The organism is Emticicia sp. MM (assembly GCF_001649495.1).
In genome coordinates, this window is sequence record NZ_LXHX01000084.1 from 13,313 (window position 1) to 33,551 (window position 20,239).

21 protein-coding genes are annotated in these 20,239 nt (G+C 35.8%); 10 read left to right on the top strand and 11 right to left on the bottom strand.

Translation table 11 applies throughout. From position 1 onward, the window contains the following. Nucleotides 1-37 precede the first annotated feature (37 nt). On the bottom strand, nucleotides 38-766 hold the full coding sequence (locus tag A6M55_RS09870) for a DUF2490 domain-containing protein (RefSeq protein WP_082892978.1): 729 nt from the start codon (nucleotides 764-766) through the stop codon (nucleotides 38-40). 351 nt (nucleotides 767-1,117) lie between these two features. Here A6M55_RS09870 and typA point away from each other — a divergent pair, with 351 nt between their 5' ends. The 8 genes from typA (at nucleotide 1,118) to A6M55_RS09900 (ending at nucleotide 6,313) form a co-directional block, all read left to right on the top strand. Next, entirely contained in the window at nucleotides 1,118-2,938 is a 1,821-nt protein-coding gene (typA, locus tag A6M55_RS09875) for a translational GTPase TypA (protein WP_015028242.1), read from the top strand. 141 nt (nucleotides 2,939-3,079) lie between these two features. After that, entirely contained in the window at nucleotides 3,080-3,385 is a 306-nt protein-coding gene (locus tag A6M55_RS09880) for a hypothetical protein (RefSeq protein ID WP_064197445.1), read from the top strand. Next, complete coding sequence (locus A6M55_RS17305) at nucleotides 3,382-3,546, top strand: hypothetical protein (RefSeq protein WP_156511022.1); 165 nt, start codon at nucleotides 3,382-3,384, stop codon at nucleotides 3,544-3,546. The genes A6M55_RS09880 and A6M55_RS17305 overlap by 4 nt, the downstream gene beginning before the upstream one ends. 68 nt (nucleotides 3,547-3,614) lie before the next feature. Continuing rightward, complete coding sequence (locus A6M55_RS09885) at nucleotides 3,615-4,178, top strand: transposase (protein WP_156511023.1); 564 nt, start codon at nucleotides 3,615-3,617, stop codon at nucleotides 4,176-4,178. A gap of 45 nt (nucleotides 4,179-4,223) precedes the next feature. Next, nucleotides 4,224-4,337, top strand: a complete 114-nt coding sequence (locus A6M55_RS17700; protein ID WP_374755375.1) for a DUF6516 family protein — start codon at nucleotides 4,224-4,226, stop codon at nucleotides 4,335-4,337. A gap of 85 nt (nucleotides 4,338-4,422) precedes the next feature. After that, a complete protein-coding gene (gene proB, locus A6M55_RS09890) occupies nucleotides 4,423-5,457 on the top strand; it encodes a glutamate 5-kinase (RefSeq protein WP_064197457.1) in 1,035 nt (344 codons plus the stop codon). Between the two features lie 36 nt (nucleotides 5,458-5,493). Continuing rightward, the gene (locus tag A6M55_RS09895) at nucleotides 5,494-5,859 is read left to right on the top strand and encodes a hypothetical protein (RefSeq protein ID WP_064197447.1); all 366 of its coding nucleotides are present in this window, start codon (nucleotides 5,494-5,496) and stop codon (nucleotides 5,857-5,859) included. A 1-nt stretch (nucleotide 5,860) separates the two neighbouring features. Continuing rightward, on the top strand, nucleotides 5,861-6,313 hold the full coding sequence (locus tag A6M55_RS09900) for a heme-binding protein (protein WP_064197448.1): 453 nt from the start codon (nucleotides 5,861-5,863) through the stop codon (nucleotides 6,311-6,313). Nucleotides 6,314-6,329: 16 nt separating this feature from the next. Here A6M55_RS09900 and A6M55_RS09905 read toward each other — a convergent pair whose 3' ends face one another. Next, nucleotides 6,330-7,034, bottom strand: coding sequence for a hypothetical protein (locus A6M55_RS09905; protein ID WP_064197449.1), 705 nt, complete (start codon nucleotides 7,032-7,034; stop codon nucleotides 6,330-6,332). 73 nt (nucleotides 7,035-7,107) lie between these two features. Further along, the gene (locus A6M55_RS09910; protein WP_156511024.1) at nucleotides 7,108-7,659 is read right to left on the bottom strand and encodes a hypothetical protein; all 552 of its coding nucleotides are present in this window, start codon (nucleotides 7,657-7,659) and stop codon (nucleotides 7,108-7,110) included. A gap of 210 nt (nucleotides 7,660-7,869) precedes the next feature. Between A6M55_RS09910 and A6M55_RS09915 the strand changes: the two genes are divergently transcribed. Both A6M55_RS09915 and A6M55_RS09920 read left to right on the top strand, forming a co-directional pair. Next, a complete protein-coding gene (locus A6M55_RS09915; RefSeq protein WP_064197451.1) occupies nucleotides 7,870-8,823 on the top strand; it encodes a D-2-hydroxyacid dehydrogenase in 954 nt (317 codons plus the stop codon). Between the two features lie 67 nt (nucleotides 8,824-8,890). After that, entirely contained in the window at nucleotides 8,891-11,224 is a 2,334-nt protein-coding gene (locus A6M55_RS09920) for a DUF5916 domain-containing protein (protein WP_015028250.1), read from the top strand. A gap of 49 nt (nucleotides 11,225-11,273) precedes the next feature. Here the strand turns inward: A6M55_RS09920 and A6M55_RS09925 are convergent, their stop codons facing one another. From A6M55_RS09925 to A6M55_RS09960, 8 genes are all read right to left on the bottom strand, one after another. Beyond that, entirely contained in the window at nucleotides 11,274-12,605 is a 1,332-nt protein-coding gene (locus A6M55_RS09925) for a GntP family permease (RefSeq protein WP_064197452.1), read from the bottom strand. Nucleotides 12,606-12,875: 270 nt separating this feature from the next. Next, complete coding sequence (locus A6M55_RS09930) at nucleotides 12,876-14,225, bottom strand: glutamine synthetase family protein (protein WP_015028252.1); 1,350 nt, start codon at nucleotides 14,223-14,225, stop codon at nucleotides 12,876-12,878. A gap of 87 nt (nucleotides 14,226-14,312) precedes the next feature. Then, a complete protein-coding gene (locus A6M55_RS09935; RefSeq protein WP_064197453.1) occupies nucleotides 14,313-15,518 on the bottom strand; it encodes an acetyl-CoA carboxylase biotin carboxylase subunit family protein in 1,206 nt (401 codons plus the stop codon). A gap of 318 nt (nucleotides 15,519-15,836) precedes the next feature. Further along, nucleotides 15,837-16,268 carry a DUF1573 domain-containing protein gene (locus A6M55_RS09940; RefSeq protein WP_015028254.1) on the bottom strand — a complete coding sequence of 144 codons (432 nt, stop codon included), beginning with the start codon at nucleotides 16,266-16,268 and terminating at the stop codon, nucleotides 15,837-15,839. Between the two features lie 254 nt (nucleotides 16,269-16,522). Then, entirely contained in the window at nucleotides 16,523-17,263 is a 741-nt protein-coding gene (locus tag A6M55_RS09945; RefSeq protein WP_064197454.1) for a tyrosine-protein phosphatase, read from the bottom strand. A 274-nt stretch (nucleotides 17,264-17,537) separates the two neighbouring features. Beyond that, nucleotides 17,538-18,014 carry a histidine kinase dimerization/phospho-acceptor domain-containing protein gene (locus A6M55_RS09950; protein ID WP_064197455.1) on the bottom strand — a complete coding sequence of 159 codons (477 nt, stop codon included), beginning with the start codon at nucleotides 18,012-18,014 and terminating at the stop codon, nucleotides 17,538-17,540. A gap of 42 nt (nucleotides 18,015-18,056) precedes the next feature. Continuing rightward, complete coding sequence (locus A6M55_RS09955; RefSeq protein ID WP_015028256.1) at nucleotides 18,057-18,470, bottom strand: response regulator; 414 nt, start codon at nucleotides 18,468-18,470, stop codon at nucleotides 18,057-18,059. A 47-nt stretch (nucleotides 18,471-18,517) separates the two neighbouring features. Next, nucleotides 18,518-19,222 carry a LytTR family DNA-binding domain-containing protein gene (locus A6M55_RS09960; protein ID WP_064197456.1) on the bottom strand — a complete coding sequence of 235 codons (705 nt, stop codon included), beginning with the start codon at nucleotides 19,220-19,222 and terminating at the stop codon, nucleotides 18,518-18,520. Between the last annotated feature and the right edge of the window lie 1,017 nt (nucleotides 19,223-20,239).

Consider the following 20,239-nt stretch of genomic DNA (forward strand, 5'->3'; position numbering starts at 1 on the left):
TTTGACTTTAACTCAGTTGGCAGTGGTTAATGTAGAACTACAAACGATACATGAGACCTACCACGACAGCATTTTCATTATCTATTTCATCAGATGTACGACGGCGGCGGAATATATATCGATAACCTAACTCCGACTCTAAGTGCTTCGTGAAATTATGGTTGAAAGTAACTCCTAATTGATTTTGTTCATATTTCTTAGTAGAATTTGGCGGTGCCCCGAATAAAGCTTCTTGTAGAAACACTAAACTATTTGTTTTAGAAATAGGTTGTCGAAACTGTAATCGCTGTCTGAAACGCCCAGCAGTTCTATCCACAAAAGAGCGGTATTCATACTGTGTACGCCACTGAAAAGTAGATTTATTAAAATTCTTAAAATACTCTATTCCAGGAGTGAATCGCCACTCAACGGTGGGTAATTTTTCAAAATCTACCTCTTTACCCAAAATTTGATAAGCATGCCAACGACTAATAGCTACATTAAATAACAAACTTTTTGTACGATACCCAACGGTGATACGCTGAGCATCTAACAGGGGCTTCGCCAAAAAATTATATTTGGAATAACGAAAATCATTTTGGCGACGATAAGCAACATCACCCGATACTGCCCATTTACCAAATTGCTTACTCACTAGCAATCTTGACCAAACAGAAGCATGATTATACGTTTGGGAAAAGGCCGATAAAGAACAAAAGACTACAAACAAACAAAGTAATGATAACTTGGAAGTTTGAATTTTTAGTTTTAGATATAAATGTTTCACTGAACGTAATTAGCTGATAAACAAGGGTCTTGAAATTTTCGCTACAAAATTATAATAAAAAAATATTAGCCGAGATTAAAATACTTCTAAATCTACCAAACTACTTAGGTTAAAGGTTATAAAACGACAAAGTATCGACATCTGTTGGATTAGTAATTATTCATTTTTTCGAAAATAATTGTACTATTCTTATTAACAATTTGATAATCAGGGGATTGTCTGAACTACATAAGGTTTTCTCATTTTTATTAACTAATTTTGCGGTTTATTACAGAAATATTGTTCTTCGTCATTGTTTATCCGTCGTGCGTTGGGTAAATGCTGACGCCACGAACTAAACAATTACATTTAATGAATAACATCAGAAACATCGCCATCATTGCTCACGTTGACCACGGTAAAACTACATTGGTTGATAAAATCATTCACGCTTCAAAAATTTTCAGAGAAAACCAAGAATTCGGTGATTTGATTCTTGACAATAATGACCTTGAGCGTGAGCGTGGTATCACTATCGTTTCTAAAAACGTATCGGTGAGATACAATGGCGTAAAAATTAACATCATTGACACCCCAGGTCACTCTGACTTCGGTGGTGAAGTGGAACGTGTATTGAAATTAGCCGATGGCGTAATTTTATTAGTTGATGCCTTTGAAGGACCAATGCCACAAACTCGTTTTGTATTAGGTAAAGCTCTTCAGTTAGGGTTGAAACCAATCGTTGTTGTAAATAAAGTTGATAAAGAAAACTGTCGCCCAGACGAAGTTCACGAGCAAGTTTTCGATTTGATGTTTAACCTCGAAGCAACCGAAGACCAACTTGACTTCCCTTGCTTATATGGTTCATCAAAACAAGGTTGGATGAGTACTGACTACAAAAAACCAACAACCGATATCATTCCATTGTTAGATGCTATCATTGAGCACATTCCAGCATCTCCAGTAGTAGAAGGTTCGGCTCAATTACAAATTACTTCACTTGATTATTCTTCGTTTGTGGGTCGTATTGCCATTGGTCGTGTAGCAAGAGGTGTTTTGAAAGAGGGTATGCAAGTAGCTCTTTGCAAAGCTGATGGCTCAATCAAAAGAAACAAAATCAAAGAATTACAAGTATTTGAAGGTCTTGGAAAAGTAAAAGTTACAGAAGTAGCTTCAGGCGAAATTTGTGCGATTACAGGTATCGAAGATTTCGAAATCGGTGATACAATCGCTGATATGGAAAATCCAGAGGCTTTGCCACGTATTGCAATCGACGAGCCGACAATGAACATGTTGTTTACGATTAACAACTCTCCTTTCTTCGGAAAAGAAGGTAAATTCGTAACATCACGCCACCTCCGCGACCGTTTGATGAAAGAAACTGAGAAAAACCTTGCTTTGAGAGTTCAATCGGGCGATACTGAAGATAAATTCTTAGTATTTGGTCGTGGTATTCTTCACTTATCAGTTCTTATCGAAACCATGCGTCGTGAAGGATATGAGCTTCAAGTTGGTCAACCACAAGTATTATACAAAGAAGGCGAAAACGGTGAGCGTTTAGAGCCAATCGAAACTTTGGTCGTTGACGTTCCAGAAGAAACCGCTGGTAAAGTTATCGAATTAGCTACGCAACGTAAAGGTGAATTGTTGATTATGGAGCCAAAAGGCGACTTACAACACCTTGAGTTCAATATTCCATCACGTGGTTTGATTGGTTTGCGTTCGAGTGTATTGACAGCTACTTTTGGAGAAGCCATCATGAACCACCGTTTCAAATCGTATGAGCCATTCAAAGGAGCAATTCCTGGTCGTGTAAATGGTTCATTGATTGCTAGCGGTAACGGTCCAGCAACTCCTTATTCAATTGATAAATTACAAGATAGAGGAGCGTTCTTTATCGATCCAGGTGAAGAGGTTTACATGGGTATGGTAATTGGTGAGCATAACCGTCAAAACGACATCGTTGTGAACGTACAAACTGCGAAACAATTAACCAACATGCGTGCATCTGGTTCAGATACGAACGTTAAGATTGCTCCAAAAATCAACTTCTCGTTGGAAGATGCCATGGAGTATATCCAAAAAGATGAATACTTAGAAATCACGCCAAAATCAATTCGTATGCGTAAGATTTATCTTGACGAAAACGAGCGTAAACGTGCAGAAAGTAAAGGTACTTTCGCAATGGCGTAATTATCAATAGAGTCTGTACCGTGGGTCTGACTCATTTTCTAAAAGCCTTGCTAGTCGGAAGATTATCAAGGCTTTTTTTGTGTAAAAAATTTGCACAAAGTTTTCGATTATGTGTATGTTTGTATAAAACTCAAGACAAACATGGTAGAAATAGCGAATACCTCCGAAACACTCACCCAATTAATACATGGTTTGGGTTATTCGAGTATATTAGACTTCGCACGAGAGCAAGCCAAAGGAATTATTCAACAAAAAATAGCTTACTACAAAAGTCGAGTTGATTATTTTGAGCAAAAATATGGAATGAATTTCGAGATTTTTTGTCAAAATTTTGAGCAAATCAAACAACATACCGTATTTGAAAAAGAAGATGATAGTATTACGTGGGAAAGTTCGATTGATGCTGTAAATGCTTATCAACAAGACCTTTTAGCCTTGAATCAATGATGGAGGAAATATTGGAAAAATACCAATCTATCATTCAGTCGCAACGAGTTTTATTAAACCGAAAAGACAATCAAATTTCTGAGTTTAAAGCAAGAGTTATCCTAAAAGATGGCTCTATTTTAGAATTTCCAGTTCCCCCAGAGTCTCCCGAAGGCACGTAGGGGACTCTGGGGGGCGAGGGGCTCAGGCAAACCAAATTAGTAAATAGAAGAAAAAAAACATAGAACTCATGGCAGTAAAAGTAAGGCAGAGCCAACGAGCAACAATCTATTTTATAACATTTACTTGTCATAAGTGGTTGCCGCTTTTTGAAGAAACAAAACTATATGATAATATTTACTGTTGGTTCAAAATCTTACAAGAGCAAGGTATAAAAACAGTAGGCTATGTACTCATGCCCAATCATTTGCATTGTATGCTTTATTTACCCAAAGAAGCACCCGAACTTTATAAAATTATCAGTAATGCTAAGCGATTCATGGCGTATGAAATAGTCAAAAGATTAGAGCATGCAGGCAATACAACATTATTGACAAAATTAGAAGAAGGTGTAAAAGTCAAAGAAGGGAAAAAGGGGAAGTTACATCAAGTATTTAAAGAAAGTTATGACGCAAAAGAGTGTTTTAATCAAAATTTTATCATTCAAAAATTAGATTATATGCACAAAAATCCAGTTAGTGGTAAATGGTATTTAGCAAGTGATTATTTACAATATAAACATTCATCAGCAAGATTTTATGATTTGAATGAAATAAATGAACTTGTATTTTTAACCCATTATCAAGATGTCTAAGTAGGACAGACCAATGCCCTCAGAGTCCCGTGAAAAACGGAGACTCTGAGGGAACGAACGTTCCCACACCATAAACACGCAGGGAATGAAGATAAAATCGAAGAATCAGAAGAAATGACTTTAGAGAAAGTACTGAATTTTATTAGTGACTCTTTCTAAATCTCAAAAACACAAAAGCCTTGATAGTCGAATGATTATCAAGGCTTTTTTTGTGTAGTTTGAAAATCGTATCTTTGCCATTATGATTCAAAAACCTATCCTCATACTAAAATTCGGAACGGCTTCGATTACTCAAAAAAACGGAGAACCTGACGAAACCATCATTGCCGATATTGCTCGCCAAGTAGCCATTCTTCACACTGACTATCAGATAGTTATGGTGTCTTCTGGTGCAGTAGGTGCTGGAAAGCATTTTATCAAAAATTATTCGGGCGAAATTGCCGAGCGTAAAGCAGCGGCTGCCATCGGAAACCCGCTTTTGTTGAATATTTACTCGAAATACTTCTCACAATACGGCATTCAGATTGCCCAAAGCTTGTGCGAACGTCAACATTTTGGCAACCGTGAGCAGTTTTTGCAGTTGAAAGAAACTTACCAAGAATTGTGGGAAAACGATATTATTCCGATTGCCAACGAAAACGACGTAGTGAGTAACCGTGAGTTAAAATTTTCGGATAACGACGAATTGGCGACATTAATCGCCACAGGTTTCGGAGCAGAAACACTGATGATTTGTACTTCGGTTGGTGGACTTCTTGACAAAGGCAAAAACATCATTCGCAAAATAGAAAATATTGATAATCAGATTCTTGGCTTAGTTGATAATAGTAAATCGGCACTTGGTTCGGGCGGCATGGCCTCAAAGCTCACGTTTACGAAGCTCGCTACTCGCATGGGAATCAGAGTTATTATTTTCGGAATGAAAGAGCAAGATGGCATCTTGAAAGCTATCAAAGGCGATGCAGGAAGCGAGTTTACGGCACAAGAAGTAAATCTTTCATCAAGAAACAAATGGTTGGCCAGTGGAAGCGTTACGGTAGGAACTTTACAGATTGATGCAGGAGCAGCCAAAGCAATTCAAAAACGCAGTAGTTTGTTGGCCGTTGGTATAAGAAAAGTAAAAGGTGATTTTGAAATGGGAGAGGTTGTAGAAATTGTTGATAATCACGGCGAAATGCTGGCAGTTGCCCGCACAAAGGTTTCTTCGGTTGAGTTAGCCGAAAACCTCAAAACCATCAATTATGAAGTAGCAAATGCCAACGATATTGTATTGATTTGAGGCGAGTAATAAATTATATCCTAACCAAAACACAAAATGTACTTCCTCTATTTAGGAATTGCCGTTTTAGCTTTCATTTTCAATATTTTGATTGTGACCAGTAGTACAGCGGGCAGAAAAGTAGGCATTGCTCCTGTTATACAATTGGTTTTTATAATTCCGATTTTTATTAGTTGTTCGCTTATTTTTTATTTTACCAAAAACACCAGTCTGGGGCAGAACTACCAACATTTATATATTTTGTTACCATTCTTACTGGAAATCACCTACTTTGGTTTTACCAAAGACCTTTTTGGTATTTTCAAAGCAGATGGCTTCGTAATTCGCTCTTATGTTTTATCAATCGGATTAGCCACGATTGCTGCCTTTTTTCTCAATTGGTTATTCGTAAATATCTTCTAAAATGACACCTCAAAAACGCCAACAGATGATTCATCAAATACTTGAAAATCTTTCTGCTCAAGTACCTACATACAAAAGTAGCCAAGCTGATTGGGAAATTTGTGAAGGAAATGTAGCAGTTTGTATTATTGACCATGAAGGGAATATTTATGGAAAAATTTGGGGCGATGATAAATTAAAAGGCCGACGATACTACGATGTTGCTTATAGAAAAGCCTCCCAAGTTTGGATAACAGGCTACAAAACAGGTGAATTTGAACGTTTGATTTTCACCGATAAACTTAATTATCGAGATTTTGGCATTCCACTACCCGAGCTCATGGGTTGGGAAGGTGGCCAAACAATTCAATTAGATGATGAAACTATTATCTCATGTGGTTTTAGTGGCTTTAAAGGGGCAACCGACTTAGCAATTGTAAAAAAAGCCGCAGAAGCGGCTTTGCAACAAGTCTAAAGATACTTGGGAAAAGCTATTTTTCTTTTCCCCAAATTTCATTTACGGGGTCGCCTTTAGAGCTTTTACCCGAATGGTACCATTTATCTGCTTCTACCTTAGCATCAAAAGTCAGTGACGCCCCTACCCGACTGTTATCTCTTGAAAAAAACTCAAGTGTTTCGGTATATTTTCCATCTTTGAGGGTGTATGTTCCTCCGCCTGTGCCGAAAAATTCCTTAGTTTCGGGGTTAATTGCAAACCATTGAAACCTCGTACCTGAGCAAATTTTCAATGTTTTTCTGGCCGTACGCTTCATTTCAGTCATTTGTCCATCTTGCCCTACACGAGCCGTAATTCGCCAATTACCCGAAAGAGCATCATTGCCAGTATCAATTCGTTTCCAAGTAGCTTTTGCCTGATTTTCAAGGGTAAACTCGTTGTCTTTTCTTGTAAATTTATAACTAACTTTCGTCCCAACGCTCTCAGGATTTTTGTCGTTAAATTCGAGTGTTAAAGTAAACCCTGATTCATTTATTTCATAAGTCCCCCCGTAGGTACGGATATAAAGATTTTTCTCAAAAATGGCTATTGAAAGGTAATTCTCAGTTGCAATCATTACTGCTCTTTCGGTAGAACCACTGCTTTCTGGCTGCATTTCCCATGCCCCACGAAGTGTTCCTGCTAAACTTTCAAAGACCAAAGCTAAAGCAAAAAAGAAAGTTATAATCGTTGTTTTCATATTTTTAGAATTTTAGGTTGAATCTCATTTTCAAGGTCGGCAAGGCTTTGAACTTTGCCGACCTTCTAGAGTGTTATCTATTTTTCAAAGCCTTTACTCCCCAAGCTCCCAAGGCACTTAAAACAGTAAGAAGGGTTATTCCTGCAAAAAACCATTTAATTAAGCCATTGTTTGAGGCAAATGCGGCCCAGAAATCAACTCTTTCTGGAAAAGCCCGCAGCATTTGAATGATTCCCGTATTTTCAAGCAAATCAAAGGTCAAGCCTCCAATAGGAATGACATTAAAAAAAGCCAAACGTTGCTTTTCCCATCCATTTTTCTTGAATAAAAAGCTAATGAGCATAATAAAAGAAAGCGTATAAATAATCGGATAAACAACATCAATCAGCGATTCTACCAATAGATAAACTGCTCGCCCATGCTCTCCATAACTTTCAATAATTTGATAACCACGCTCGGCACTAAAGCCAAAACTTAAATCCATTAAACCTCGATTCAATTCGGGGTCGAATTGCTTCTGAAAATAAGGCAAAATAGCTCCCGAAAAGGCAAATTGAAGGGCTAATAAACCTAAAACTAAATAGCCATTCGTACGGGCATAAAAGAAATCGGATAGTTTTTTCATGGTTTCTACTAAGGTTGGTTCTTGAAAAGATTGAATCGAATTTACCGCTTTATTTGAAGCTACATCTGTCAATGATTACAAAACTAATAATTTTGACTTAAAATACTAATTATCAAGTTTTTGAAAAGAAATTCCCATTCATCAATAAAGTGTTTTGACAAGAACATTTTAGGTGATAATTTCGAGACAAATTTTAAGATTCTAAGATTTATGAAAATCGTTTTCCTTGATGCCTATACCCTAAATCCGCTCAATGATTTAGACCTTTCAGTGCTAAACACACTCGGAGATATTACACTTTTTGACCGCACACCAATCGACCAAATTGTTGAGCGGGCTAAAGATGCCGAAATTATTCTCACCAATAAATGCCCACTTAGTGCTCAGACTATCAAGCAATTACCAAACTTGAAGTACATTGGTGTAACAGCTACTGGCTATAACATCATTGATATTGAAGCAGCCAAATCACAGGGCATTATGGTAGCCAATGTACGTGGTTATAGCTCGGCAGCAGTAGCTCAATTGGTATTTTCTCTGATTTTAGGCTTTACGAACCGAGTGGCCGAACACGCCGAGCATATTGATAAAACATGGCCTTCTGCAGCCGATTGGTGCTTTTATCATTATCCATTGGTGGAGTTAGAGGGGAAAACTTTGGGTATCATCGGTTTGGGTGATATTGGCAAGAAAGTAGCCAACATTGGCTTAGGATTTGGCATGAAAGTTTTGGCAAATAAGCGAGATTTGAGTTCGGGTGGAATGACAGGCGTGGAGCTATGTACTCAAGAAAAAATTCTACAAGAGAGCGATTATATTTCTTTACATTGCCCATTAACTCCTGTAAATCAGAATCTTATTAATAAGCAAACACTGGACTTAATGAAGCCATCGGCCATTTTGATAAATACTTCAAGAGGTGGATTGATTCATGAACAAGATTTGGCTGACGCCCTCAACAATGGTCGTATTGCTGGTGCAGGGCTTGATGTGCTCTCTGCCGAACCACCCGCTGCATCAAATCCATTATTAACGGCAAAAAATACGATAATCACGCCACATATTGCTTGGGCGGGTGTAAACGCACGCAAAGATTTACTGAAAGGTGTGGTTGAAAATATAGTCGATTTTCAGCGAGGAAAGACACCAAAAGGCAAGATTTAGTGCAATTTGTTCGTACCTTTGCCTTCTAAAACCTAATGACAACAAACTACATTTTTTAAAATCCTTTATGAAAAAACTATACTTTACCATAGGAGTAATCCTATTGGGAATAAATCTATTATTTGCCCAAGAATCAAAAAACAGAGATGAAGAAAAATATACCATACGCATCAAGAAAGCTAAGGAGGCTCTAAAATTAGATGGTGTATTAGATGAAGGCTCATGGAATACAGCCGAAATTGCTAAAAACTTCTTTCTGAATCGTCCTTACGATTCATCTTTTGCCAAACTCCAAACCGAGGTTAAGGTATTATTCGACGATAACTTTATATACGTTGGAGCGATTTGTTATGAACCCCGCAGTATGTACACCGTTGCCTCTCTAAAACGTGACTTCGAAGGTGGTACTAGTGATGTTTTTACAGTAAATTTCGATACTTTCAAAGATAAACTTAATGGTTTTCAGTTTGCTATTAACCCTTATGGCGTACAACGTGAAGGCTTGATTTTTAATGGAGAAGAAACTTCTAATTTTTGGGATAATAAATGGTATTCGCATGTAAAGCAACACGATGATTTTTGGGTGGTTGAAATGGCAATTCCATTTAAAACACTTCGCTATAAGGTAGTGGAAGGACAAAATTCATGGCGAGTAAACTTTGGTAGAAATGTATTAAAAGCCAACGAGGTATCTACTTGGGGACCCGTTCCAAGAAATTTTCGCCCTGCCAACTTGGCTTTCGCTGGTAATCTGATTTGGGACGAAAATCCACCAAAACCCGGAGCAAATGTTTCACTAATTCCTTTCGTTTCGTTTTCTTCTCAAAAAGATTTTCCACGAAATGAATCTGACCTAAAGGCCTTGCCAACTACTTCGAGTACGCCTGCGGGTGTGGGGTTAGATGCAAAAATTGCCGTAACCCCTTCGCTCAATCTAGACTTGACCGTAAATCCTGATTTTTCTCAAGTAGAGGTAGATAAACAAGTAACCAATTTGAGTCGCTTTGAATTGTTTTTCCCAGAAAGAAGACAATTTTTTCTAGAAAACAATGACCTTTTTGGCACTTTTGGTTTCCCTGATACACGTCCTTTTTTCTCACGTCGTATCGGTATTACGCGTAATCCAAATACGGGTTTGACCCAACGAGTACCTATCTTGGCGGGGGCAAGATTAAGCGGGAAACTCAACGATAATTGGAGAATTGGCTTGATGAATATGCAAACCAGAAAAGTAAATTTCGGAGAAGATAAATATCTTCCTGCGGCCAATTATTCGGTTGCCGTTGTACAACGAAAATTGCTTAATCGCTCTACTTTGGGGGGTATTTTTGTCAATAAAGAAAATGATTTCAGTAATCTAACAAGTGAGCAAACATCTGGTTATCGAAAATTCAACCGTGTAGGAGGTTTAGAATTTAATTTCTATTCAAAAGATAGTCGTTTTGAATCTGAAAGCTATTATCATCAATCTTTTTCACCCGAAAACAATAAAGATGCTGGTAGTTTAGCTCATTTTATGGGCTACCACCACCCACACATCGACCTTAATTTAGGTGTACAACGAATCGGACAAAATTATCGTGCCGACGTAGGTTTTGTGCCACGTACGGGTATCTGGCAGATTTATCGCCCAGCCAATATCATTCTTAACCCAAAATCGAAGAAAGTGGTTAAATATATCAATGCTTACGGAATTGGTACAGAAGGAAGCGATGTTTTTGATTTAACAGGAAAACGTTTAGATGGCGAAACCAATGTGTTTTTATTTGCTAATAATGCGGCCGGTTCAGAGGTGTACTTAGCCAAAGGATGGAGTTTTACGCATTTATTTGCCACTTTCGACCCTACCAATGCAAGTAATAATCCAAATCCAGATAATTTTAAGAATGTAGCAGAATTGCCAATTGGTGATTATCGCTCAAATTTTATCAGCTTTGGTTATACAAGTAGTAAAAGAAACAACCTAAATGGCTCTTTTAGCTACACTAAAGGTGATTACTTCACGAATAAAGCCCAAGGTGTAAAAGGTACTGGTTTGTTTTTAGAGGGTAGTCTTGGTTATCGTTACCAGCCTTATGGGGTCTTTGGAGTAGATTTTAACTACACTCAAATTGATATGTCAAAGCCTTATAATAGCGTAAAATACTGGCTTGTAGGCCCACGTGCTGAGCTCTCTTTCTCGAAAAGTGTATTTTTCAGCACATTTTTCCAGTATAATACGCAAACCAATAATACCAATATTAACTCACGATTACAATGGCGTTTCCGCCCTGTATCTGATTTCTTCTTAGTATATACTGATAATTATTTCGCTGAAAATATCCCTAATTATTATATTAAAGCATGGACACCTAAAAATCGTGCCTTAATTTTCAAAATGACATACTGGTTGAATGTGTAGTAATAGTTTATAGAAAGTACTCAAAATATTTACTATTTGGGTACTTTCTTCAAAACACTAAATAAATTAAGCAAACTACAATCAAGCTTACAATACCTTGCAGACCCGAAAGTAGTGTATGTGTACGATAAGCATCTCGTTGATTGATTCCTGTAAATTGTGAAACTACCCAAAACCAAGCATCATTAGCGTGCGATACCGTCATGGCTCCACTGCCTACTGCCATTACTAAAAGGGTAAGTTCGAATGGTGATGCAAAACCTACGGATGTAGCTAATGGAGCTAAAATTCCAGAAGTAAGTACCATTGAAGTAGTAGTTGACCCCTGAGCTGTTTTGAAAAATGCCCCTACTAAAAAAGCTATCACTAAAAACATCACGCCTGTTGTCTGATTGGCTAATAACCAAGTGCTAATCATGTCTTTTAAAGCTGTTTCTTTCAAAATTGCCCCAAAAGCTCCACCTGCTCCTACTAACACGAGCGTAGTGCCACAATGCTCAATTCCGCTCTTAAAACAAGCTAATAATTTATCGGCAGGTTTTTCAGGGAAAAGTGTGTATGAAAAAGCAATAGCCAGCAAAAACGAAACCAAAGGACTTCCTAAGAAACCCAGCCAATGCAATACTTCGTCGCTGAAAAAATGCGTAATCTTAGCGAAAGAAGCGATTGTTATGAGCAAAATCGGCAATAAGATAGGCATAAATGCTTTCCAGGCAGGTAAATTACTTTGCGTATCAGCGATGGAAGTATCCCATTCGTCATCTTCAATGATTTCGATGTTATTGGCATATTTTTGAGCAAACCACGTAGAAACAAACAAACTTGGAATAGCAACTACCAAGCCCAATAAAATAACTAAGCCAATAGAATCAGTTAAGTTTAAATTACCAGCAGCCGAAAGTGGCCCCGGTGTAGGTGGTACAAGTGTATGTGTGGCAAAAAGTCCACCAGACAATGCGATGGCAATCGTACCAAGTGGACGATTTACCATTTTTGCCACAATTTTATTGAGTTTTGCTAAAATAATAAAGCCCGAATCGCAAAAGACGGGTATTCCTACAATAGCTCCAATGACCGACATCGCAAAAGCAGGATATTTCTCTCCAAAAATTTTCAAAATCACATCTGCGACTTTAATTGCTGCTCCCGATTTATCTAAAATTGCTCCAATCACACAACCCAAAATAACCATCAAGCCAATTTTTGACATTAATTCCCCAAAACCTTTGCCAATGGTTTCGGCCAATTTATCAATCGGTAAACCTGCATAGATACCCACCGATAAAGCAGCCAACAATAAACCAGCCAAAGGGTGCAATTTGAACCAAGTAGAAGAAATAACAATAAAAGCTATCGCCAAGAATACAACGAGGATTATCATAGGGTTGATGTTAGAATGTATAAATAAGTTGATTTTTAGTTTCTAACTTTCATACATTTAGATATTAATTTCCAATTTTTGTTTGTGTGTAATATTCGATGATTGAATATGCTCTTCGGTGGTTGAGCGTAGCCGAAACCATCGAATTTTTCTTGGTGGGTAGCTTCGACTTCACTAAGCTACCAATATGATTCTACATGCATTTAACAATTAGTTTTATTTCTTTGATAAATGCTCTTAGTCAACTATTTTCATGTTCTATTTTTGAGTTTATATAATCTCAAAATATCGCTTTAGCTCAAAATCGGTTACCACTTTGGCGTATTGCCTCCATTCCCATTCACGGGTTTGCGTAAAGTGATGCACAAAAGCATCGCCAAATAATTCTTTTGCAACTGCCGAATTTTTCATAGCTTGTGTAGCTTCATACAAATTGCTTGGTAATACGCCATTACTCAAATCTTTGTAACCATTACCAACAGTAGCAGGTTGCTCAAGCTTGAGATTATTCCGAATTCCGTAAAGGCCAGCTGCCAAACAAGCGGCCAAAGCCAAATATGGATTAGTGTCTGAGCCAACCACGCGGGTTTCTAATCGGCATGATTTCTTACCTAATGGAAGGGCACGCAATGCGACAGTTCGATTATCAACTGCCCATGTAAGCGTTGTTGGAGCCCAAGCACCTTCTACCAAACGCTTATAACTATTAATTGTTGGAGCAACCATAGGTAAAATATGGGGTAAACAATACAATTGTCCAGCCATATAACTTTGCATCAACGAACTAATATGATTTGGAGCACTTTCATCATAAAAAAGGTTCGTTTTCTCACTCGAATCCCATAAACTTTGGTGTACGTGACCACTACAACCAGGCAGATTTTCGTTGATTTTTGCCATAAATGTGGCCATAATGCCCAATTTGTTGGCAATTTCTTTAACTGAAGTTTTGAATAAAATCGCTCGGTCGGCTGCTGAAAGAATATCTGAATAAGTGATAGCTGCTTCATAAACACCAGGGCCTGTTTCGGTATGAAGGCCTTCGAGTGGCACATTAAATTGTGTCAATTGTTCAAAAATATTGGTCATAAAATCATTACGAAGACTACTTCTCAGCAATGAATAACCAAACATTCCCGGTGTAATGGGTTGAAGATTCTGAAATCCTTTTTCATGAACAGACGCAGGTGTTTCTTCAAAATTAAACCATTCAAATTCTTGCGAAAAGAAAGGTCTATAACCCGCAGCTTCGGTATCTTGAATAACCTTTTTCAAGATATTTCTAGGGCATACCTCGGCCGCGTCCTCAATAAAATCAGCCAAGAAAAAAGGAATATCATTTTCCCAAGGGATTTTTCGAAATGTACTTAAATCTAGCTTAGCTTTAGCATCTGGATAACCTGAATGCCACCCCGTAAACGAGGCATTATCGTAGCAAACATCGGCCATATCCCAGCCAAAAACAACATCACAAAAACCTAAATCGCCTTCCAACAACGACATGAATTTTTGCTTACTAATGTATTTTCCACGTAAAACTCCATCAATATCAGCGATAGCTAATTTAACTTTCCCCGAAGGATGATTATTTACGTAATCTATGATTTCTTGTTGAGTCATTTTGATTGAAGATTTACGAAATACAAATCACGATTGATAGGATAAAACTTAAATTTATAAATCCAAAATCGTCATTCATAAATCAAATTAATGCACGGGTTTATCAGGAGCGGGAGCCGAGGCATGGTAACCCAAATCTCGAATCATGATGGCGTACTTTTCCATCAATTCAAGCACTTTTGCTCTACTTTCTGAGCGAACGATAAGTCCAATATGGTATTCCTCATTCATTTTCCAGACAATTTCTGGGTCATTAAATGGCGTGTAATCTGGGTGTTCATACGAAGAAAGAGAAATGATAATACCAGAATAATAATCTTCAACTTTAGGTAGTTCATAAGTGTCCCCCGTAGCTATCATGGTTTCTATTTTAGCCCACTCTTTCCAGAGATTTATACCCGATGAATATTCTACCATTTCGGCCAAATTGGCTCCCCCCACGCGTGAAGCAGTTTCTAGGAAATAAAACTGCCCATCTTCGTAGCATTTTATCATTTCGGTATGTGATGCACTTGACCTCATACCAAACGCACGCATAACATCTTCGTTTACCTTTTTAAGAAGCTTGGCATCTTCAGAACCATGTTCAACAGTCACTGAACGAAAAACACCACCCCCATGGGCTACCTCAAATGGGGTATTCAGATATTGGTTACATCTCGTAAAAATCACTTTTCCATTAATTGTGAGAGAATCTACGTGATAAACATCGCCCGGTTTGAATTGTTCAATAAGAAAATTATGACGCTCTTCACCCAAAGCATGAATGGTATCCCATGCTTCTTGAAAACTATGAACTTTCTTTATACCCGCTGCCGAAGCTTCTGAACGAGGTTTGATAACCCACGGTGCAGGAGTACGTTGTAGGTACTCGGTAATATCAATATCGTGGAAAAGTGGACTGAATGGGGGCACTGCAATACCCAAATCTTGAGCCTGTACACGCATTGCGAGTTTATCTCTAAAATAACGGGCAGTAGTTTGCCCCATCCCCGGAATACGGAAATGCTCACGCACTAAGGCGGCTTTTTCGACATCAAAATCATCTAGAGCTACTACTCTATCAATTTTTACAGTACGCATCAGGTTAGCTAATCCTGTTAATATTTTGTGATAAGTATCAAAGTTGTTATCGACATTATCTAGGTAAAACACTTCATCTATCGACTCCCATGGCCAAGGTTTATCTTTCAATTTTTGGTTAGTTAGCAAAAAAACTTTATTTCCTTCTGCTTTACATGATTTCAAAAATTCGACACCTTTAAAATAAGTACATATACAAAGAAAATTCATAGGATAGAGTCTTACTTGATGGTTAAATATGGTTTGATACTCAAATATAGAAATTTGGCTTTTATAATCAATATTTCTTCAAACAAAAAGCCCTACTCTCTTTTCAGCAGAATAGGGCTTTTGTGTCAAAAATTAAACTCTACAATAAAATAAACTCAAAACAAATTTTAGGCTATAAAGTATGTGCTTTTATACTTTCTCTAAGACAATGTAGATACGAAAATACTTGGAGTTAGGTTGCGGAAGAGCAGAAATTAAACAAAAAGCCTCCTGACGTTTGTCAAGAGGCTTTTAGATTCAAATAATCTTTATAGAAAATTAAGATTTTTTCTTTGCTTTTGGAGCTGAAGCTGGTGCTGAAGCAGGTGCCGAAGCAGGAGCCGAAGTGACCTCACCCTTAATTGTAAGAATTACTGATGAATTTTCAGCATTGCTTGATACAGTAATTGTTTTTGTAAATGCACCTGGACGACCAGAAGTGTTATAACCAACTTTTATTACACTTTTTCCACCTGGCATAATTGGGTCTTTAGAGTACTCAGGAGTTGTACATCCACAAGATGCTTGTGCGTTTGAGATAACTACTGGAGCAGTACCAGTATTTGTTACTTCAAAATTGTAAGTTGCTAATGGACCTTCAGTAATTTTACCGAAATCATGTACTTCTTTATTAAATTTTAAAACACCTTGAGCATTTGATGCTGCTACAAAAGCAAATACTACTGCAATCGTTAAAAATAATTTTTTCATTGATTTAATTGATTTTAAGTTTTGAAATACAATTTTTATTTTAGTCAAGCATATTTATTAATACAAATAAACAATATTAGATTATACAAGACAAATTTTTAACAATCCATTAACAATTGCTAAATCGTAAAGAAAGCCTAGGTATTAAAAAAACAAAGAGCAGTCAACTGACTGCCCTTGTAAACTAAATTAAATTTATTTGTTCGTATGTCACTTTAATTTTCAATGCAAATACCACAACTAACTCCTTAAGATTACAAAAGGTTTAAATTTTTAAAGTGATATCGCTTTATTAAATCGTACAATTCACGATTTTTTGCACTATTGTCCAATAACTGAAAATGTTTATCATCATACAAGTTTGTTCCTAAAAAATCTACAAAGTTTTCATCTATCAAGGTTAAAGCAACTTTTTTAGTAGTTAAACCGTAGTAACCCAATAATGAAAGTATATTCACCTGCATTAAACATCCTAAATGATTAAGACGTCTATAAAATCTTGGTGAGTTATGTAAATACTGATATCGCTCAGGTTGAGATAGAATGGGTTGATATCCTTTCATTTGTAGATTAAAAATTATTTCTTCAAAATTACTGGGTGCGGGAACAGCATGTGCCATTGATATTAAGACATATCTTTTATCCCCAAAGCTTAGAATATCATTTGAATTTAATAATTTTTCAAATTCAGAATCCCAATAATATTCAGCAGCAGCTTCAATACTTATTGAAATATTTCTTGCTTGCAATTCTTTTTGTAATTCCAATAACCTTTCTTTAATAGTTCCGCTACTATTAGTATAAGATTCACTTACAGAGTGGGGGGTGGTAATTATTTTCTGATAACCTAGAGACTTAAGTTTTTCAATATATTTAACACTTGTTTCTAAATCAGTACTGCTATTAGCACCACCATGTATAAGATGAGCATTCACATCTACCTTCAACATTTCCCCAAATGTTGTTTTTGCCTTTTTTTCAAAAAAAGAGAACATTATAAATTTTAGTTATTAGGTAAACAAATAAGCCACGAATCCGAATAGACAACTCAGCTCTATAAGATAATATTAGTACAATAGCACTAACCTATATTTTGTGACATTTCCCATCAAAATTTAAAATATTCAAATAGCAGTATTACCCATATATTTTATAAGAATATATGAACTGTGATACTAAAAACAACTTTTAATGTATTGGAATATTCTATATAGATTTGGTAAAAACTAAATCTATTACATGCTTTCTTAAGTTTTTTTTATTTAAAACTTAATTTCCGTAAGAGGTTCTCTCTATTCTACCCTGTATTTTAGAAGTAATATCTTGTATGATATTATCTAACTCTTTAGCAGTTGATTGAATATCTTGAAAAAAGGATTCTTTCTCAGAATCTGATAACGAATTGTCTTGCAGGATGCTAACTATGCCCATTAAACGTGCTAAAGGAGCTCTCACCAAATGTGATTGTTGCCATACAATTTCGTTCAACAATTTAGTTTGTTTTGTGAGTTTATTTACACACTCCTTCATAAACATATCATCTTTATTGATATTCGATAATAGACTCTTTTTTGGTACCTCAGATATAGCTTCTATAGTATTTTGATTTTCCACAATATATTTTAAAGCTCGCATTTTATCTGTCTGAACACCAATTCCAGCGAAACTTGATCTTCTACCTAAATTATTATAGACCCCTATATCCTGCAAGCCACTTGAGGATAACTCATAAAATTTATCAGCCATTATTTTAGATACTTGATTATTAGGAATTTGTATATTCGATTATTAGGAAATTGCGTTTTTTAGCGATTTAAGCATGTCGATATTAATAGGCTTAGTCAAAAAAGAAATTACCTGTGGATAAGATTCTGCTTTCTTGAAGTCGGCCGCACTGATTGAGGAGCTGACAATTACAATCAGTAAATTATCTTTTAATCTACTTTTGTTAATACTATCTAAAAACTCCCATCCATTCATAATGGGCATATTAATATCTAGAAAAACAAGGTATCGTGAAGGGTTTTGCTCCGAAATAAAGTCTAGGGCATCTTTTCCATTATCAAATAACATTGGTTTAGAAGATAGCCCAGCACTATTCAGCAAAAAAGTATGCATCCTTTGAATGATTTTGTCATCATCAACAATCAATGTGGCAATATCTGAGGGGATGTCTAATGTTTCAATATTTTTTTGATACATGACTATATAAAAGTTGTATTAAAGGGATACTAAACAAGTTGAAATACTTACTTATTATTCAAAAAAAACTCTAAAAATTGTTTTCTTTGAGCTCTACTTAATGGTAGTTCTTTAACATTATTACCACTAAGAATAATTTTACTTTCTTCTACCGAGATTATTTTGCTTTTATTGGCCAAAAACCTTCTGTGCACTTGAATAAAACAACTTTCTGATAAGGTCTCTTTCATTGATTTCAAGGAAGCTAAATCCACGTAACATTCATTCCCCACAAAAATTTTTACATAATCAGAATATGACTCCACGTAATCTATATCGTTAATCGGAACTTTTATAGATCTTCCTTTATCTTTCAAAACAATAAACCCAGAACAATCTGCTACATTATCTAACTTCATCATCTTTTTTACTTTCTCCATGGCTTGCATGAATCTTCGAAAAGTGAAGGGTTTTCTCAGATAATCTACTACATTGAACTCGAATGCTTGCACTGCGTATATATCATAAGCCGTTGTTATAATAACATAGGGCATTATTGGCAATTCAGCTAGGAAATCTAGGCCGTTTTTATCTGGTAAGATTATATCTAAAAATATTACATCAATCTTAACAGAATTTTTTTCTATAAAAGTACGAGCTGCTTCTATAGTTTCAAAAACTCCTAAAATGTTTAGTTCTCCATCGAAAGCCTTACAATTTCTGATGAGCGTCTGCTGTGACAAAAAATCATCTTCTATTATAATACAATTCATAAGACTTTTCCCCCTGATACATGTAAAAAACGACTAGCCGTTATAATTCTGTAATAAAACATTTACTTAAAGCACAAAATGCAAGAGTAATAACTAATAACAACCAGACTAACTCAAATTATTTTTATACTTAATTCGCAAGAACTGATACAATATTAGCTAATCTGATAGACAAAATTACTATACAATTCGACGAATTGCCATTTATACTCTATAAATGGCAAGTGATTCGAACTAAAAGAATCCTTCGGACAATTTACTTCATTAACGAACCTTTTTACCTATTTGTTTATATATATGCTACTGCGAATAGCAATATTTACCAAATAATAATTAAATGTATACTTCTTTTTTGAAACTTTATACTTTTTGGGCATTATTTGTATAGAACTTTTTAACCGTAAAATATGCTCTTTATTCAATCCATAGATTTTTGACAACCAATCATAGATTTTTTTTGCTTACAACCATTTAGCTTACGTACTTTCGAGAAAAATAAAGAGATTTGATTAACAGTTTTTATTTGGAGTCTTGAGTGTAATGTATTTAAAGAAAAAGTAAATAGTCTTATATAAGTAACATAATAAGTGTTTTAAAAGTTTACCTAACCCCTATTTAAGTATAAATATTCAATAACAAGTTTAAATTGTTTTATTTAAGTAAAGTCACAGCAAGAAGTTTTTTGGTAAAAAGGAAGGTTTTACCTTCCTTTTTCTTTCCAATTAAATTTTTGTTTGAAACCCATGAGCAACTTCATAACATAATTTATTCTACCTAAAACTCAAAGTCAATAAATGTTCGCTTATCGAATGTTTGTTCACTCGTCGATAAAAAAAAACCACTCGTAGAATTTCTTCAAATAAGAATACATACATTTTAAAATTAGTATTCCTTTTGCAGAATAATTAATACGACAAAACTCTTTATCTCTATTTTAAAAATTAATATTTACTATTTTTAAAATTCAATAGTTTCCTAAATACTTATAATTATAATTTTCAAGCCATAAAAACTAAG

Excerpts from the sequence above, each read along its gene's own strand:
- typA (WP_015028242.1), top strand. The coding sequence starts at position 1,118 with ATGAATAACATCAGAAACATCGCCATCATTGCTCACGTTGACCACGGT.
- A6M55_RS09880 (WP_064197445.1), top strand. The coding sequence starts at position 3,080 with ATGGTAGAAATAGCGAATACCTCCGAAACACTCACCCAATTAATACAT.
- A6M55_RS17305 (WP_156511022.1), top strand. The coding sequence starts at position 3,382 with ATGATGGAGGAAATATTGGAAAAATACCAATCTATCATTCAGTCGCAA.
- A6M55_RS09885 (WP_156511023.1), top strand. The coding sequence starts at position 3,615 with ATGGCAGTAAAAGTAAGGCAGAGCCAACGAGCAACAATCTATTTTATA.
- A6M55_RS09895 (WP_064197447.1), top strand. The coding sequence starts at position 5,494 with ATGTACTTCCTCTATTTAGGAATTGCCGTTTTAGCTTTCATTTTCAAT.
- A6M55_RS09900 (WP_064197448.1), top strand. The coding sequence starts at position 5,861 with ATGACACCTCAAAAACGCCAACAGATGATTCATCAAATACTTGAAAAT.
- A6M55_RS09905 (WP_064197449.1), bottom strand. The coding sequence starts at position 7,034 with ATGAAAACAACGATTATAACTTTCTTTTTTGCTTTAGCTTTGGTCTTT.
- A6M55_RS09910 (WP_156511024.1), bottom strand. The coding sequence starts at position 7,659 with ATGAAAAAACTATCCGATTTCTTTTATGCCCGTACGAATGGCTATTTA.
- A6M55_RS09915 (WP_064197451.1), top strand. The coding sequence starts at position 7,870 with ATGAAAATCGTTTTCCTTGATGCCTATACCCTAAATCCGCTCAATGAT.
- A6M55_RS09920 (WP_015028250.1), top strand. The coding sequence starts at position 8,891 with ATGAAAAAACTATACTTTACCATAGGAGTAATCCTATTGGGAATAAAT.
- A6M55_RS09925 (WP_064197452.1), bottom strand. The coding sequence starts at position 12,605 with ATGATAATCCTCGTTGTATTCTTGGCGATAGCTTTTATTGTTATTTCT.
- A6M55_RS09930 (WP_015028252.1), bottom strand. The coding sequence starts at position 14,225 with ATGACTCAACAAGAAATCATAGATTACGTAAATAATCATCCTTCGGGG.
- A6M55_RS09935 (WP_064197453.1), bottom strand. The coding sequence starts at position 15,518 with ATGAATTTTCTTTGTATATGTACTTATTTTAAAGGTGTCGAATTTTTG.
- A6M55_RS09940 (WP_015028254.1), bottom strand. The coding sequence starts at position 16,268 with ATGAAAAAATTATTTTTAACGATTGCAGTAGTATTTGCTTTTGTAGCA.
- A6M55_RS09945 (WP_064197454.1), bottom strand. The coding sequence starts at position 17,263 with ATGTTCTCTTTTTTTGAAAAAAAGGCAAAAACAACATTTGGGGAAATG.
- A6M55_RS09950 (WP_064197455.1), bottom strand. The coding sequence starts at position 18,014 with ATGGCTGATAAATTTTATGAGTTATCCTCAAGTGGCTTGCAGGATATA.
- A6M55_RS09955 (WP_015028256.1), bottom strand. The coding sequence starts at position 18,470 with ATGTATCAAAAAAATATTGAAACATTAGACATCCCCTCAGATATTGCC.
- A6M55_RS09960 (WP_064197456.1), bottom strand. The coding sequence starts at position 19,222 with ATGAATTGTATTATAATAGAAGATGATTTTTTGTCACAGCAGACGCTC.